General features: G+C 59.9%; 10 protein-coding genes and 1 riboswitch. Of the genes, 2 read left to right on the forward strand and 8 right to left on the reverse strand.

Features of this window, described 5'->3' with window-relative positions:
• Window positions 1-144: 144 nt before the first annotated feature.
• Window positions 145-1,149: a low-specificity L-threonine aldolase gene (gene ltaE / locus AC3IX1_RS21825; protein WP_489385785.1), complete on the reverse strand. Its 1,005-nt coding sequence runs from the start codon at window positions 1,147-1,149 to the stop codon at window positions 145-147.
• A gap of 197 nt (window positions 1,150-1,346) precedes the next feature.
• Window positions 1,347-1,517: riboswitch (FMN riboswitch) on the forward strand.
• Between the two features lie 99 nt (window positions 1,518-1,616).
• Here ltaE and AC3IX1_RS21830 point away from each other — a divergent pair.
• The gene (locus AC3IX1_RS21830) at window positions 1,617-2,126 is read left to right on the forward strand and encodes a 6,7-dimethyl-8-ribityllumazine synthase (protein ID WP_489385786.1); all 510 of its coding nucleotides are present in this window, start codon (window positions 1,617-1,619) and stop codon (window positions 2,124-2,126) included.
• A gap of 119 nt (window positions 2,127-2,245) precedes the next feature.
• Here the strand turns inward: AC3IX1_RS21830 and astE are convergent, their stop codons facing one another.
• The 7 genes from astE to AC3IX1_RS21865 form a co-directional block, all read right to left on the reverse strand.
• Window positions 2,246-3,256: a succinylglutamate desuccinylase gene (astE, locus tag AC3IX1_RS21835; RefSeq protein WP_489385787.1), complete on the reverse strand. Its 1,011-nt coding sequence runs from the start codon at window positions 3,254-3,256 to the stop codon at window positions 2,246-2,248.
• A 12-nt stretch (window positions 3,257-3,268) separates the two neighbouring features.
• Complete coding sequence (locus AC3IX1_RS21840; RefSeq protein ID WP_046042326.1) at window positions 3,269-3,559, reverse strand: hypothetical protein; 291 nt, start codon at window positions 3,557-3,559, stop codon at window positions 3,269-3,271.
• A 61-nt stretch (window positions 3,560-3,620) separates the two neighbouring features.
• Entirely contained in the window at window positions 3,621-4,967 is a 1,347-nt protein-coding gene (gene astB, locus AC3IX1_RS21845; RefSeq protein WP_489385788.1) for an N-succinylarginine dihydrolase, read from the reverse strand.
• A 166-nt stretch (window positions 4,968-5,133) separates the two neighbouring features.
• Window positions 5,134-6,603, reverse strand: a complete 1,470-nt coding sequence (astD, locus tag AC3IX1_RS21850) for a succinylglutamate-semialdehyde dehydrogenase (protein WP_489388772.1) — start codon at window positions 6,601-6,603, stop codon at window positions 5,134-5,136.
• Entirely contained in the window at window positions 6,600-7,625 is a 1,026-nt protein-coding gene (gene astA, locus AC3IX1_RS21855) for an arginine N-succinyltransferase (RefSeq protein WP_489385789.1), read from the reverse strand. Before astA ends, astD begins: the two co-directional genes overlap by 4 nt.
• A gap of 79 nt (window positions 7,626-7,704) precedes the next feature.
• Complete coding sequence (gene aruF / locus AC3IX1_RS21860) at window positions 7,705-8,724, reverse strand: arginine/ornithine succinyltransferase subunit alpha (protein ID WP_007971023.1); 1,020 nt, start codon at window positions 8,722-8,724, stop codon at window positions 7,705-7,707.
• 195 nt (window positions 8,725-8,919) lie between these two features.
• Window positions 8,920-10,140 carry an aspartate aminotransferase family protein gene (locus tag AC3IX1_RS21865; RefSeq protein WP_477775263.1) on the reverse strand — a complete coding sequence of 407 codons (1,221 nt, stop codon included), beginning with the start codon at window positions 10,138-10,140 and terminating at the stop codon, window positions 8,920-8,922.
• Between the two features lie 313 nt (window positions 10,141-10,453).
• Here AC3IX1_RS21865 and AC3IX1_RS21870 point away from each other — a divergent pair, with 313 nt between their 5' ends.
• On the forward strand, window positions 10,454-15,478 hold the full coding sequence (locus AC3IX1_RS21870; protein ID WP_489385790.1) for a dermonecrotic toxin domain-containing protein: 5,025 nt from the start codon (window positions 10,454-10,456) through the stop codon (window positions 15,476-15,478).
• The last annotated feature ends 8 nt before the right edge of the window (window positions 15,479-15,486 follow it).

Here is a 15,486-nt window from a genome sequence, read left to right on the forward strand (position 1 = left end):
GGTTCTTCCACGGAGGCTGCGGCCAAAGGCCTGTTCGAAACGTCAACAGACGAAGCGACGGCAAAGGGCCGCATTATATCGGCCCTGCGCGCGGGGTACAGCGTGTTTATACGATAGAAACGGTCAATTGGAGTGCTAACGCTATCACTTGCGCGAAAAGTCGACGAATGCCGCGACGACCTGCTCGATTTGCGCACGGCTGACGTCCATGTGCGTGACCATGCGCAGACGCGCGGCGGCACTGAGCTTGATCCCGCGTTCGGCGGAAAATGCCTTGATCGCCTCGGCCTGGTCGCCCATCTGCACGTAAACCATGTTGGTTTGCACCGGTTCGACTTCGAAACCCGCCGCCCGCAGGCCTTCGGCCAGGTATTGCGCGTTGGCGTGGTCATCGGCCAGGCGCTGAACGTTGTGATCCAGCGCGTACAGGCCTGCCGCCGCGAGAATACCGGCCTGACGCATGCCGCCACCGACCATTTTGCGCAGGCGCCGGGCCTTGCCGATCAACTCGGCCGAGCCGCACAGCACCGAACCCACCGGGGCGCCCAGCCCTTTGGACAGGCAGACCGAGACGGAATCGAAATAGTGGGTGATTTCCCGGGCATCGACACCCAGCTTGACTGCAGCGTTGTACAGGCGAGCCCCGTCCAGATGCAGCTTCAAACCGTTTTCGCGGGTAAAACTGCGCGCCCGGGCCAGGTACTCCAGCGGCAGGACCTTGCCTTGCATGGTGTTTTCAAGCGCCAGCAACCGGGTACGTGCAAAGTGGAAATCGTCTGGCTTGATTGCTGCGGCGACGTGGGTCAGGTCCAGCGTACCATCGGCTTGTACTTCCAGCGGCTGCGGCTGGATCGAGCCAAGCACCGCTGCGCCACCCCCTTCGTACTTATAAGTGTGGGCCTGCTGGCCGACGATGTACTCGTCACCGCGCTCGCAATGGGCCATCAACCCCAGCAGGTTGCTCATGGTGCCGATCGGTACGAACAGTGCCGCGGCAAAGCCCAGGCGCCTGGCCAGTTCGGCCTCCAGGTGATTGACCGTCGGATCTTCGCCATACACGTCATCGCCGGTGGCGGCCTTGGTCATTGCCTCGAGCATGCCAGCGCAAGGTTGGGTGACGGTGTCGCTGCGAAGATCGATAACACTCATGAATCTGGCCTCGGTAAGCAGGGGAAATCCCTTTCAGTCAGGAATTACTGCGGGCATGGCGACGATTAATCAACCCTTGGGCAGGGATAATGCTCACTAATAAAGCGAAATACTTGATTGGAATCATCCAAAAGGGGCCATGCGCACACCGCAAATATGTGATAAAAACGCTGCGCCGCCAAACATTTGGGCGGCAAAAACGTTCTCAGGGCGGGGTGCAACTCCCCACCGGCGGTAATTGCGCGCAAAGCGCATAGCCCGCGAGCGCTTGGCGACGACGCTGCTTCGGCGGTGGTTGGCGGCAAGGTCAGCAGACCCGGTGTGATCCCGGGGCCGACGGTCATAGTCCGGATGAAGAGAGAACGGGATTGACAACAAAGGGCCGTCCGCCGGCATTCGTGCGTGCGCACCCTCAGATCCCCTTCGATTCATAACGCCCTGTTTTTCACACAAACAGGAGTCAGAACATGCAACCCACCGCAATCGACAGCAAAAGCAAACACCATCATGGCGAGCGCGTAGCGTTCATCCAGGCCTGCTGGCACAAGGACATTGTCGATCAGAGCCGTAAAGGCTTCGTCACCGAAATGATTGCCCAGGGTTATCAGGAATCCGACATCGATTTCTTCGAAGTCGGCGGCGCCTTTGAAATGCCCCTGCACGCCAAGCTGCTGGCCAAAACCGGTCGTTATGCCGGCATCGTCGCGGCAGCCCTGGTGGTGGACGGCGGCATCTACCGTCACGAATTCGTCGCCCAGTCAGTGGTCAGCGGCCTGATGCAGGTGCAACTGGAAACCGAAGTGCCAGTGTTCTCGGTGTCCCTGACCCCGCACCACTTCCATGCCGGTGAAGAGCACCAGAAGTTCTTCTTCGAGCATTTCCTGCATAAAGGTCAGGAAGCGGCGAAGACTTGTGCGGATACGTTGAGCAAACTGCGTGCATTGCGTCGCACTGAACCTCGCGCGGTCGCCGTCTAAACACAAAACCAACTGTAGGAGCGAGCTTGCTCGCGAAGAACTCAAGGACACCGCGTTTCTAGAGAATTCGCGCGTTATCGTTGACGACCTTCGCGAGCAAGCTCGCTCCTACAGGTGTTTCAGGCCAGGTTTTCGTCAGTGGTCGGCACGACCAGGATGCCGGCACGCAAACCATTCTTCACCTTGGGGTTCGGGAAGATGATCCGGGCGCCCTTTTCCTCGATGATCCAGCGAGTGTTGGCGATGTCTTCCGCCAGCAGATAACCCACTTCCAGCTCCGAAAAGTTCTCGATGTCCGCCGGCAGGTTCAGGCGGAAGCTGTCGCTGTGCTTGATGATTTCCCGCGCCACGCTGTACAGCTGCAAACCGTCCAGTGCCGCTTCAGTCAGTTCCGGCTCGGTGCCTTCGATGATCTGCTTGAGACGGTTTTCCAGCAGCGAGACATTGACCCCGTCGTTCTGACCGAACGGCCGCGCCTTGCCCAACTCCAGGGTGAAAGCCTCTGCACCGAGCTTGTCGTAGGTATAGGAACTGAAGACGATCGACGGCTTGTTCTGCAGCAGCACCGCTTCCATGCCCGCAGCACGCAGGCGCGCCAGTTCCTGACGCGAATGCTGGCGGTCTTCTTTCCACGGGTACAGGGCGAACTGCTCGATTTTCGAGCCGCGAATCGCCGTGTGCAGGTCGTAGTGCAGGCGCTGGCGATCCGGCAGGCTGAAGAAACTGGCGGCCAAACGCTCCAGCTCACAGGCGCGCAGGGCTTCGCAACCGCTGCTTTGTTCGTGACGGCCATTGAACAGCCGATTGACGTCCTGCTCGACGAAACGCTCGCCCTTGCGAATCGCTTCCGGGTTGCCGAACAGGAACAGAACACGTGCGCGCGGCTTCAAGTCGCCGCGGGCAATGTCGTGCAACAGGCGATCGAGCAATTCGATCGGCGCTGTTTCGTTGCCATGGATCCCCGCCGACAGCAGCAGGTCCAGGCCGTTGTCACGGGCTTCAGGTGGCCGGACTTCCAGCGCACCTTCGCTCAACCAGCGCATGCGCACGCCTTCGACAGTCAGTTGAGTCTTCTCCGCCGGTTCGCGGCCGGCGAGGGTCAGTTCAAGCAGTTTGCCGAGGGCGAGCATAGAGCGGTTTCCTTAGTGGTCGTGGTTGCAATCCGGGCCGTGAACGTGATCCTCGTCGTCGCCGAGTTCAGCCGGTTCCATCTCCAGTTGCAGACTTACCAGATTAGTCGCCAATGGGCGCAACAGCAGGTTGGCGTACTCGGCGTCACCTTCCTCGACGTCCACGCCGATCAGCAACTGGCCACGGCCGTCCTGCTGGATCCACAGCTCTTTACCTTGCCACAGGACCGCGACGCGGGTGCAGGAAGTCTCCAGTTGCGTGCCGTCGGTGTCTTCAAGGATCAGCTGCAGGGTATCGCTCATGTCTTTACGCTCTCGTTTGAGATGAAGCAGCGCGCTGCCGTAGAGGGCGGCGCGCCGTCGATCAATTGATCTGGAATGGATAAACCGCGCCCAGTTTAAGGATTTGCGTCAGTTCATCCAGTGCCGTCCGGCACTCAAGCAGCAATTGCGGGTCCGCCAGATCGTTTTCGGTCATGCGGTCGCGGTAGTGCTTCTCGACCCATTCGGTCAGAGTGCCGTACAACGGTGCCGTCATGATAACCCCTGGGTTGACGGCCGCCAGTTCGGTTTCGTTGAGTGCGACGCGCAACCGCAGGCAAGCAGGGCCACCGCCGTTCTGCATGCTCTGCTTGAGATCGAAGACTTTCACTTCGCGGATCAGGCCGCCGGAGCTGGTCAAACCCTGCAAGTACTGCCAGACACGCTCGTTGCCACGGCATTCTTCCGGCACGATCAACAGCATGGAGCCGTCAGGACGTGACAGCAGTTGGCTATTGAACAGGTAGGAACGAACCGCGTCTTCCACGCTCACTGCGGAACGCGGTACGCAGACTGACTGAAATTTCCCACCGACCTTGGCGAGTTTGCTCTGCAATTCAGCGAGCATCAGCTCGGTGTCGAGGAACGCGTCCTCGTGATAGAACAGCACTTCGCCATTACCGACGGCGATCACGTCGTTATGGAACACGCCCTGATCGATCACCGACGGGTTCTGCTGGGCGTAGACCACGCCGTCATCGCTCAAGCCGTGCAGACGGGCAACGGCCTGGGACGCTTCGAGGGTCTGGCGCGCCGGGTACTTCTGCGGTGCCGGGTAGCGGGTATCGAACGCGCTGCGACCGAACACGAAGAACTCGACACCGGCTTCGCCATATTCACGGCAGAAACGCGTGTGGTTGGCCGCACCTTCGTCACCGAACTGCGCCACGGCCGGCAAGGCGGCGTGGTGGGCGAAGTGTTTCTGATCAGCGAACATCGCCCCCAGCACGCGGCTGGTGGTCGGGTGTTCGATGCTGCGGTGATATTTGCAGTTGAGGTTGGCGGCGGTGAAATGCACGCGGCCATCAGCGGTGTCGGCGCTCGGGCTGACAGTAGCGGCGTTGGCCACCCACATGCTCGAGGCCGAGCAACTGGCCGCCAGCAGCGGCATCGCGTCTTTGGCAGCGCGCTCGATCACTTCAGCATCGGTACCGCCAAAGCCCAGGCGACGCAGTGCGGCCACATCCGGGCGCTCTTGCGGTGCCAGTACGCCTTGCTGGAAACCCATTTCCATCAGCGCTTTCATCTTTGCCAGGCCTTGCAGCGCCGCTTCCCTGGGGTTGGAAGACTGCTGGCTGTTGCTCTGGGACGCGACGTTGCCGTAGGACAGGCCGCCGTAGTTATGGGTCGGCCCCACTAGACCGTCAAAATTGACTTCATAGGATTTCATCAGCGAGGCTCCACGAGAATCTGTTGTTATAGGCTTCAGTAACTAACTGTTCAGTGCGACCGAGTCGCGGCCTTCGCGGGCAAGCCCGCTCCTACAGGTTCGGTGGTGTTCACACATTTGTGTTCCACTCAATCACTGTGGGAGCGGGCTTGCCCGCGAATGGGCGTTACGCCATTTTCACGCCAGGCGTAAGGGTCGACGGCATCACCAGGCTCGGTGTTTCCAGCGAGGCCACCGGGTATGCGCAGTAGTCGGCCGCGTAGTAGGCGCTGGCACGGTGGTTGCCCGAGGCGCCGACGCCGCCGAACGGCGCACTGCTCGCGGCACCGGTCAGCTGCTTGTTCCAGTTGACGATACCGGCACGGCTTTCCAGCCAGAATTGCTGGTAACGCGCCTCGGAGTCCGACAGCAGGCCGGCGGCCAGACCGTAGGCGGTGTCGTTGGCTTCAGCGATCGCCGCTTCAAAATCAGCGTAGCGGATCACTTGCAGCAACGGGCCGAACAGCTCTTCGTCAGGACGATTGGCAACGGCGGTCACGTCCAGAATACCCGGGGTCAGCAATGCCGATTGAGCCTGAGGCTGCGTCATTTCCAGCAGCGCCACGGCGCCGTTGGCCAGCAGATGTTCTTGCGCATCCATCAACGCTTTCGCAGCGCCAAGGGAAACCACCGAGCCCATGAATGGCGCCGGTTGCTGATCGAAGGCACCGACTTCAATAGTCGCGCTGACCGCCACCAGGCGCGCCAGCAACGAATCGCCCCAGGCACCTTGCGGCACCAGCAAGCGGCGGGCACAGGTGCAACGCTGGCCGGCGGAGATGAACGCCGACTGAATGATGGTGTACACCGCGGCATCGAGGTCGGCGACCTGATCGACCACCAGCGGGTTGTTACCGCCCATCTCCAGCGCGAGGATCTTGTCCGGACGACCGGCGAATTGCTGGTGCAAGTGATTGCCGGTGCGGCTGGAACCGGTGAAGAACAGCCCGTCGATACCCGGGTTCGCCGCCAGGGCGATGCCGGTTTCGCGAGCGCCTTGCAGCAGGTTCAACACGCCCGCCGGCAGACCGGCCTCGATCCAGCACTTGACCGTCAGTTCGGCCACTTTCGGTGTCAGTTCGCTTGGTTTGAACAGCACGCTGTTACCGGCCAGCAGTGCCGGAACGATGTGACCGTTCGGCAAGTGACCCGGGAAGTTGTAAGGACCAAACACCGCCACCACACCGTGGGGTTTGTGGCGCAGCACGGCGGTGGCGTCGCCCAGCGGGCCGCTCTTCTCGCCGGTACGCTCGCGGTAGCTCTGCACCGAGATCGCGATCTTGTTGACCATGCTGGTGACTTCGGTCGCCGCTTCCCACAGGGGTTTGCCGGTTTCTTCGCCGATGGTGCGGGCCAGTTCGTCAGAGTGATTCTTCAGCGCGGCCGCAAAAGCTTCCAGCACCGAGATACGTTCTTCCAGCGTACGCCGCGCCCAGTCCGGGAACGCCTGACGCGCCGCTTGCACAGCCGACTCGACCTGAGCGGCGGTGGCGCCAACGCCGGACCACAGCACTTGCTGGGTCACCGGGTTCAGCGACTCGAAGGCTTCGCCCCCACCTGCCAGCCATTCACCTGCGATGTAAAGCGACTTCATTATTTCGACTCCCGAGCTGCGGACAACGCCACGGCGCGCACTTGATCGCCAGCGTTGAGTTGAAGACGTTTGGCGGTCTGCGGATCGACCACCAGGGTGCCGGCGGCCAGACGTGCCGGCGCAGCAGTGATGCGGCAGTCTTCGCGCTTGCGGTTGTGAATGATGAATGGCGTGGCGTCGTCACCCGGCGTGCCAACGGCCAGCACCAGTGCCTGGCTGTCACGCACGGCGCGGATCTTGCCGGTTTCGCATTCGATGGCCGGGCCGGCGTCGAAAATGTCGACGTAACCCTGGTAGCTGAAACCTTCGCTCTTGAGCATGGCCAGCGCTGGCTCGGTGTCCGGGTGAACCTGGCCGATCACGTTGCGCGCATCCGGCGACAGGAAGCAGGTGTACAGCGGGAATTTCGGCATCAGCTCGGCGATGAACGCCTTGTTGCCCACGCCGGTCAGGTAGTCAGCCTGGCTGAACTCCATCTTGAAGAAGTGTCGACCCAGGCTTTCCCAGAACGGCGAACGCCCGGCTTGGTCGGAAACACCGCGCATTTCGGCGATGATCTTGTTGCCGAACAGTTGCGGGAATTCGGCGATGAACAGCATCCGCGCCTTGGACAGCATGCGGCCGTTGAGGCCAGTGCGGTAATCGGCATGCAGGAACAGCGAGCACAGCTCGGAGTTGCCGGTCAGGTCGTTGGCCAGGAACAGCGTAGGGATTTCACGATAGATGTTCAGCTCTTGCGAAGCGCTGACGGTCAAACCGACCCGGAAGTTGTACCAGGGCTCACGCAGGCCGACGGCGCCGGCAATGGCGGAAATGCCCACCACGCGAGCGTTGTCATCTTCGAGCACGAACAGGTAGTCCGCGTCGCCCCGCCCGGCTTCGCCGCGAAAGGTCTTCTCGGCCCAGCCGACCCGATGGGCCAGACGTTCTTCGTTGGCCGGCAAAGTGGTCAGGCCGGTGCCGGTGCTACGGGCCAGGTCGATCAGAGCGGGTAAATCGCTGCTGCGTACGGGACGAACGATCATGCTATCTCCTCAAACGGGCCGCTTGCGCCACCCGTGAAACTTCGCTGCTGTCTAAACAAGCAATCAGGCCAGGCAGGCGTTAAACCGCGACCAGGCGCACGCTGGCACCCTCGCCGACGCCCAGGGCTTCGGCCGCTTCCAGGTCCAGGGTCACCGGTTTGCCCGGCGCATAATCGAGCTCGAGCATCACTGCGCGGTAATCCTGCAACTGGGCATTGGCCACCAGATACTGGCGACCGACACCTTTGACCGGCTCGCCGATTTTCACCGGCACCACGCGGCTCTGGGCGATCGAACGGATCCCCGAGACGCGGGCATGCAGGGTCGGGCCACCGTCGAAGATGTCGATGTAGTGATCGGTTTCGAAGCCTTCGCGCATCAGGATGTCGAAGGTGATCTGCGCCCGCGGGTGTACCTGGCCCATCGCTTCTTGCGCGGAGTCCGGCAGCAGGGGCACGTAGATCGGGTAATGCGGCATCAGTTCGGCGAGGAACGTACGGCTCTTCAGGCCGCACAGACGCTCGGCTTCAGCGTAGTTGAGGTCGAAAAAGTTGCGCCCGATGGCATCCCAGAATGGCGAGTCGCCATTTTCATCGCTGTAACCGACGATCTCGGTCACCACGGAATCGGCAAAACGCTCCGGATGGCTGGCCACGAACAGCAAGCGGCCACGGGAGTTGAGTTCCGACCACGGCGAACCCACCAGATCGCGCTGCACGTAGAAACTGGTCAGCAAGCTGTTACCGGTCAGGTCGTGGCACTGCGAGAGCACGTGGATCTTGTTGTGAATCTTCAACTCGCGGGAAGCGTGCACGAAGGTTTCGTTGCGGAAGCTGTAGAACGGCTCGGAGTAACCGGCCGACGCCACGATGGCCGAGCAACCGACCAGCTTGCCGGTGGCACTGTCTTCGAGGACGAAGAAATAGCTTTCCTCACCGTTGAAGCTCACTTCGGCGGCGAACGAGGCTTCGCTTGCCGCGATCTTGTCGCTCAGGCGCTCAACGTCATCCGGCAAGGAAGTGACACCAATCGGGCTGTCCGCAGCCAGACGCTGTACCTCGCCCAGATCAGCCATTTGCGCGGGGCGCATCACCAGCATGGTGTCACTCCTTTTTCTAAAACTCTTTGAGGAAAATAAGCCGGCCCCTTGTAGGAGCGAGCCTGCTCGCGATGGTGGATCAGCAACAACGATGTCGACTGACACACCATCGCGAGCAGGCTCGCTCCTACAGAAAAGCGGGGCCGGCATCAAAATTGGGTTCGACGCCCGAAAACTCAGGCGTCGAAGGGTCTATCAGGCTTGTGTCAGTTTTGCTGCAGCACGTTCGAAGCGGTCCAGGCCGGCATCGATATCGGCGTCTTCCACCACCAGGCTTGGCGCGAAACGCACCACGTCCGGGCCGGCTTGCAGCACCATCAGGCCTTCTTGCTCAGCAGCGTTGAAGATGTCCTTGGCCTTGCCTTTCCACGCATCGCTCAGCACGCAGCCGATCAACAGGCCCATGCCGCGGACTTTAGTGAACAGGCCGTACTTCTCGCCGATCTGCTCAAGACGCGCCTTGAACTTGTCGTGCTTGGCGTTGACGCCAGCCAGCACTTCAGGGGTATTGACCACGTCAATTACCGCTTCGGCGACAGCGCACGCCAGCGGGTTGCCGCCGTAAGTGGTGCCGTGGGTGCCGACAACCAGGTGCTTGGCCAGGTCTTCGGTGGTCAGCATGGCTGCGATCGGGAAACCGCCGCCCAGGCTCTTGGCGCTGGTCAGGATGTCCGGGATCACGCCGTAATGCTGGTAGGCAAACAGGTGGCCAGTACGGCCCATACCGGTTTGCACTTCGTCGAAGATCAGCAGCGCGTTGTGCGCAGTGCACAGTTCACGGGCACCTTGCAGGTATTCCAGTTCAGCCGGGATGACACCGCTTTCGCCCTGGATCGGTTCCAGCACCACGGCGCAAGTCTTGTCGGAAATGGCAGCTTTCAACGCAGCCAGATCGTTGTACGGCACGTGGGTGATACCGGTGATTTTCGGACCGAAACCGTCGGAGTACTTCGACTGGCCACCGACGTTCACAGTGAACAGGGTGCGGCCGTGGAAACTGTTGAGCGCAGCGATGATCTCGTACTTCTCGCTGCCGAAACGGTCGAAACCGACGCGACGGGCCAGCTTGAAGGCGGCCTCGTTGGCTTCGGCGCCGGAGTTGCAGAAGAAGGCGCGGTCGGCAAAGGTGGCGTCGACCAACTTGTGGGCCAGGCGCAGGGCCGGCTCATTGGTGAACACGTTGGACACGTGCCACAGCTTGTTCGCCTGCTCGGTCAAGGCACCGACCAGCGCCGGATGCGCGTGACCCAATACGTTGACGGCGATCCCGCCGGCGAAGTCGATCAGCTCGCGGCCGGACTGGTCCCAAACGCGGGAACCGGCACCACGCACAGGAATGAATGCGGCAGGCGCATAGTTGGGAACCATTACCTGATCGAAATCGGCGCGTTGTACCGCAGCGTGCTCAACGGACATCGGAGTCTCCTGAAGAGAAAACACTCGCCTGAAACTGGCGAGCTTGGTGAGGATTGTAAGGACAGTTTTCAGCCCGGCCTTGCCGCCAAGCGACAACTTCTTATAGCGCAAACCCCGGATTTTCCCGGGTTTACGGCAATGCGACATATAGGGTCGCAAAGGCGCAGTTTAACTGGCGGCGAGCGATTAAGGCAGGCTTGCGCCGCTGTAACCCATGCCGATTTGCCGAGGGCGGTAAATATGTACCGCACGTCGTCCGCGTTCCCGCGGTTTCCTAAGGGCCTAATCAAACTTCGATGGCCACCTTAACCCCATGAATACCCAACATACCGCCAACGCGTCCGATGAATTCAGGCCGGATGCCCACTATCAGCACCTGATCAATGTCATTCCGTCCTGGCTCCGTCAGGCAACGCCCCAACGGCGCGAGGCGCTGAGCAACAGCACGCCAGGCATGCCGGCCGCGCTCAAGGACGCGCCCCCCCATCAGCATGCGGAACTGGGCAAACTCATCGCCCGACATGTGAGCAGCCAGAATCAGGTTGATCAGATGATGGCAAAACTGCAGAGCCCCGCCGACTTCGCCGAATCACTGCTCGAAACGGCGCTCAAGACCCGATTCGGTCTGGAACTGGACGCTCGCAAAACCTTCCTTCACCTTTACATCCCCGATCACATCCCATGGCTGCGGTTGAAGTCAGGCGCCGCGCGCACCTGGACGGTGTCACTGCTGGATGCCGCGCTGCACAACTTTGAAAGCGCCGAAACCGAAGCAGACGCCTTCGAGCCCGCCTCGACTTACATCACGCCCCCCTCTGCTACCGGGCAATTCGCTACATTGCCGCAAATACTGGAAAAGATGCCCATCACCGCATTCACCCAGCTATGCCGGGAGCTCGACATCGGCCAGCGCTATAAAGAGTATCTGGAGGACAATCTTGGCATCAGCAATCCGGTGGCCGCGGCAATACTGAAATCGAAAATTCACGACAGCCAGAAAACCGCACTAACCGCTGCCCTGCACATGGCGCAGATGCAAAAATTGCTGGGCAGTGGTGTCCACCAGCTGATTCTTGGCCTTGTCGACAACCTGCCGCATTTGCGTTTGCACGGTCAGCCCTGGGGCTGCCATGAACTGACAATCATGAACTTTCCCCTGTCCGGCATCGTGATGTTTTCACCGGATCTGGAGCGCGCAACGGAAGTGGCCAGGGTGGTGGCTTACATTCCTGACGACCCCGAACATCCGATCAAGGAATACATTTCGTCCGCCGCCTTCGCAGAGGAACTTGGCCGGCGCTTGCGTACCCCCGAATATCAACAGTTCTTCAGTCGCTTCATCAATCATGAGGATCGTGGTCACTTCTTCGCGCAGTTGAACAACGAACTTTCGTCCATAACCTGGCAGCCTGTGCCACCTGGCGATCCACGACCGACCTGGCGAGAACAGCCTAACGAGCGCACCAATTTGCGCATGGCGGCAACGCCGGTCAAAGGCGAGTTATTGACCCACCTCTATCAGAGCAGGCTTAACAAGGTACTCAACGATGCGCGAGTCATCGCGGTATCCACCGCAACAGTCGACCGGAAAGCTCGTTGGGCGTTGTGGGATTCCTTCACGGAAATTGCCTCGACGCTGCTGAACATCGCCGCCTTCATTGCCCTGCCCTTCGTGCCGTTCCTCGGCGAACTGATGTTGGCCTACACGGCCTATCAGTTACTCGACGAAACCTTCGAAAGCATTGTTGACTGGGCCGAGGGCCACACCACCGAAGCCTTCGAACATTTCATGGGGGCCGTTGAATCCGCCGTGCAACTGGGCACCTTTGCGGTGGGCGGTGTGGTCGCGGCGGGAGAGTTTCGCGCGCTCCTGCCACGGGAAATTGTGCAATTCATCGACCGTTTCAATTCGGTGAAGCGACCCGATGGCGAAACCCGCTACTGGAAACCCGACCTTACCCCCTACGAGCACCCCGCCACACTCTCGGCGGACTCAAAACCGGACTCACTCGGACTGCACAGGCATCAAGGTAAAACGCTGTTACCACTGGAAGGCAAAAACTACGCCGTCAGCGAGGGCTCAGTGATCGGCGAGCATCGCATCGACCACCCCTCCCGCCCTGAGGCCTACAAACCTCAACTCAAGCACAACGGTGCCGGCGCCTGGCAAACCGAACTCGACCAGCCGTTGAGCTGGGACCAGGCCACCGTGCTGCGACGTATCGGCCCGGACATGCAGCGTTTTTCCGAAAGCGAGCGCGAACGCATACTCACCATCAGCGGTTGCCACGAAAATGTTCTGCGCAAGATGCATGTGAATGGCGGGCAAGTACCGCCACTACTGGCCGACACACTTAAACGCTTCAAGATCGATCAAGACATTCAAACGTTTATCCGGCAAATAGGTAGCGAGCGCCCGGAAGACTTCCTCAAGGCCGACCCGGTGATTCAGCTTGAGTTACTCAATGCAAACGGCTATTGGCCGGCAAATAAAGGGCTGCGATTGACCGACGGAGCGGCGCAAACCCTTTGGCAAAGTCCCGCCCCCGATGTGCCTGTACTGCAAATCGATGTCACAAGGCTCAACGACGGCGATCTGCTCAAAACCTTTCTCCTGGCCCTATCGGAAACAGAAATAAAAACGCTGATGGGCGAAGAGTTCGGTCTGCCCTCCCCTCGTATCGAAAGCCGCACACGCAGCTTGCGCCAAACACTGGCAAAAATAGCCGAACGCAAGCGACAAGACCTATTCGAGCAGCGTTACCGCAAGCTCGAACGGGGTGCCCCTCCCGCCGTACAAACCCTCATGGACGACGAACCCGGCTTGCCCGTCAGCGTCGCGGAAACACTCATGGGCACGGCAAACGATCAGGAACTGCTACAGCTCCGACGCGGAACCGTGCCCCCGCGACTCGCAGACCTGAGCCAGGAGGCAGGCCTGCAAGTGCGCGTAACCCGCGCCTACGAAGGGCTTGAGTTGCCATCGACCACGGCCAGTCTCGACACCGATCGATTGGCCATGCACTCGCTGGAAAATTTGCCGGGCTGGACGGGACAGTTGCGCCTGGAAATTCGCCACTACGCCTATGACGGGCGCCTGCTCGACAGCCTTGGCAGCGTGGACGCGCCGATCCGCAAGGTCCTTGTCCTCACCGAAGAAGGTTCTTACCAGCCATACGACAACACCGGCGAAGAACTCAGCGGCTCGAACTCACTTTACGACAGCTTGCTGCAAGCATTGCCGGACAGTGAACGAAACGCCCTGAACATCCACATCGGCGAAAGCGAACGACTCAAACAATTGATTCGCCAACATACCTTGAGCCGCGATGCCTTACGCGAACTACTGGCTGAGCACCCCAACTTCAAACCCTCCTACGATCCAAAGGTGATGCGCTTACTGGGGGGTGGCGATGGCTATCGTCAAATGCCGACCAACACACCATCCCTGCAGGCCCGGGCTCAAACACTGTTCCCCCATCTATCACCCGAAGAACTTGAAGCCTTCGTCCTGCGCCTGCAGCAGCACCCAAGCGGACCACGGGAAGTATTGAGCCGGCTCAGGGTTCAACACAGGCAACTTGTCGAAACGCTGTCGTCCTGGAAAGATGAAATCCCATTGTTCATTCCCGATACTCAAATCAGGCTGACCCCAGAGCAATTCACAGTTCAGAAGCAAATCCGCCAGCAATTCATGCACGAACTGATGGACTGCTGGCGACAACAATGGACCCTTCCCGAATCCATTCTGGAAACGGTCGAGTTCAGCTTCTTCCATCCGATTATCGGCGAGCTGCCAGCGTTGAGCGCCGACTTCAGTGCAGTCACCATAGTGAGACTGGATGGCAGTAGCGCCACGCGAGGCATCCATGAATTCCTGCGCCATTTTTCCGACTTGCGCACCCTCGCATTACGCGACTTCAACCTGGGTCAATTACCGGACCTGAACACATCACCACAACTAAAGGAATTGATACTCAGCGACTGCGCGATCACGCTCAACTCCGAGAGCCAGGCCACACTTTCAGGGCTGCATCAGCTGACGACACTGGATTTGTACAAGAACCCGCTGGGGCTGTTGCCGGACGTGGAAAGCATGCCCGATCTGAACTACATCGATGTGTCCGAGACTGGCATAACCGACCTGCCGCGGGGCTTGCTGACTCGTCCACATCTGCGCACGGCCCTGCTCAATGACAACCTGATCGAAGAATTGCCCCCAACACTGTTCACCCTGCAACGCAGCACCCAGGAAGGCTTCGACCTGGGCAGCAATCCACTTACAAAGGCCACCCGCGAACGCCTCAAACAGCACTTCCGGCAGACCCGGCAGGACTTCGGCATCTTCGCCGAAGAGCCAGACATTCGTCGCGTGCAGGCGCTGTATCCAATGATGGATCAGGAAGTCGCGAGCAGATTCGTGTACTTGCTACCCGGCACGCTGGACGAGGGACGACTCGCACTGAGTCGCCTGGAAGCTGAGCTTGTGACCCTCGAAGACGAACTGTCTGCCTGGACCGCCAATATCCCTGCCGTACACCCGCAAAGCAACCAACCCTTCAATGCACAGCAGTTGCTGCTTGAGCACTCGGCCCGGGACGAATTCAAACAATTCGTGCTGCGCTGCTGGCGTCGAGAAAGCGAACTGAATGACTTCAATGACCTGCTGCAACCAACCTTTGATTTGAGCCTGGACACCCTGATTACCGGTGACCTGCCAACCCTGAGTGCCGACTTCAGCCATGTATCGCTGGTTTACCTGCACAGCGAATCCGGCCTGACCACTGGCGTTACACGGTTTCTGGAGCGCTTTCCAAAACTCAAGACCATCAGCCTTAGCGGTTTCCGCCTGGGTGATATGCCGGAGGCGATTTTCCGCATGGGCGACCTGACCTCGGTCAATTTCCCCGATTGCAACATCACCCTTACCCCGCAGGCTGTCTCGAGCCTGACCGAGATGACGCGCCTGAACTTCCTGGACTTGAGCAACAACCCGTTGGGGCTAGCACCGGATGTCAGTCAGATGACCGATCTGGCCACCTTGCAGCTGGAAAACTGCGGCCTCACCGAATTGCCTACCGGTCTGCAGCAACTCAAGAACCTGGAAACAGCGGATCTGAGCAGTAACTCGATTACCCGGATACCCAGCGACATTCTGGAATGGCCGATGGAAATCACCGAGGGCATCGAGCTGCGGGACAATCCGCTTTCCGAAGAAAGCCTGCGAATCCTGATCGAGTATTTCAGGCTGACCAACATCGACTTCGGCGTCCAGGCCGTGATCGAACGGGCAGAACTGGAGGTGTCGAATTCCGAGGACTCCGCCCCGGAAGATTGATCAGGGTC

The sequence above is a fragment of the Pseudomonas sp. KH_046_2 genome, assembly GCF_057838985.1.

Excerpts from the sequence above, each read along its gene's own strand:
- ltaE (WP_489385785.1), bottom strand. The coding sequence starts at position 1,149 with ATGAGTGTTATCGATCTTCGCAGCGACACCGTCACCCAACCTTGCGCT.
- AC3IX1_RS21830 (WP_489385786.1), top strand. The coding sequence starts at position 1,617 with ATGCAACCCACCGCAATCGACAGCAAAAGCAAACACCATCATGGCGAG.
- astE (WP_489385787.1), bottom strand. The coding sequence starts at position 3,256 with ATGCTCGCCCTCGGCAAACTGCTTGAACTGACCCTCGCCGGCCGCGAA.
- AC3IX1_RS21840 (WP_046042326.1), bottom strand. The coding sequence starts at position 3,559 with ATGAGCGATACCCTGCAGCTGATCCTTGAAGACACCGACGGCACGCAA.
- astB (WP_489385788.1), bottom strand. The coding sequence starts at position 4,967 with ATGAAATCCTATGAAGTCAATTTTGACGGTCTAGTGGGGCCGACCCAT.
- astA (WP_489385789.1), bottom strand. The coding sequence starts at position 7,625 with ATGATCGTTCGTCCCGTACGCAGCAGCGATTTACCCGCTCTGATCGAC.
- aruF (WP_007971023.1), bottom strand. The coding sequence starts at position 8,724 with ATGCTGGTGATGCGCCCCGCGCAAATGGCTGATCTGGGCGAGGTACAG.
- AC3IX1_RS21865 (WP_477775263.1), bottom strand. The coding sequence starts at position 10,140 with ATGTCCGTTGAGCACGCTGCGGTACAACGCGCCGATTTCGATCAGGTA.
- AC3IX1_RS21870 (WP_489385790.1), top strand. The coding sequence starts at position 10,454 with ATGAATACCCAACATACCGCCAACGCGTCCGATGAATTCAGGCCGGAT.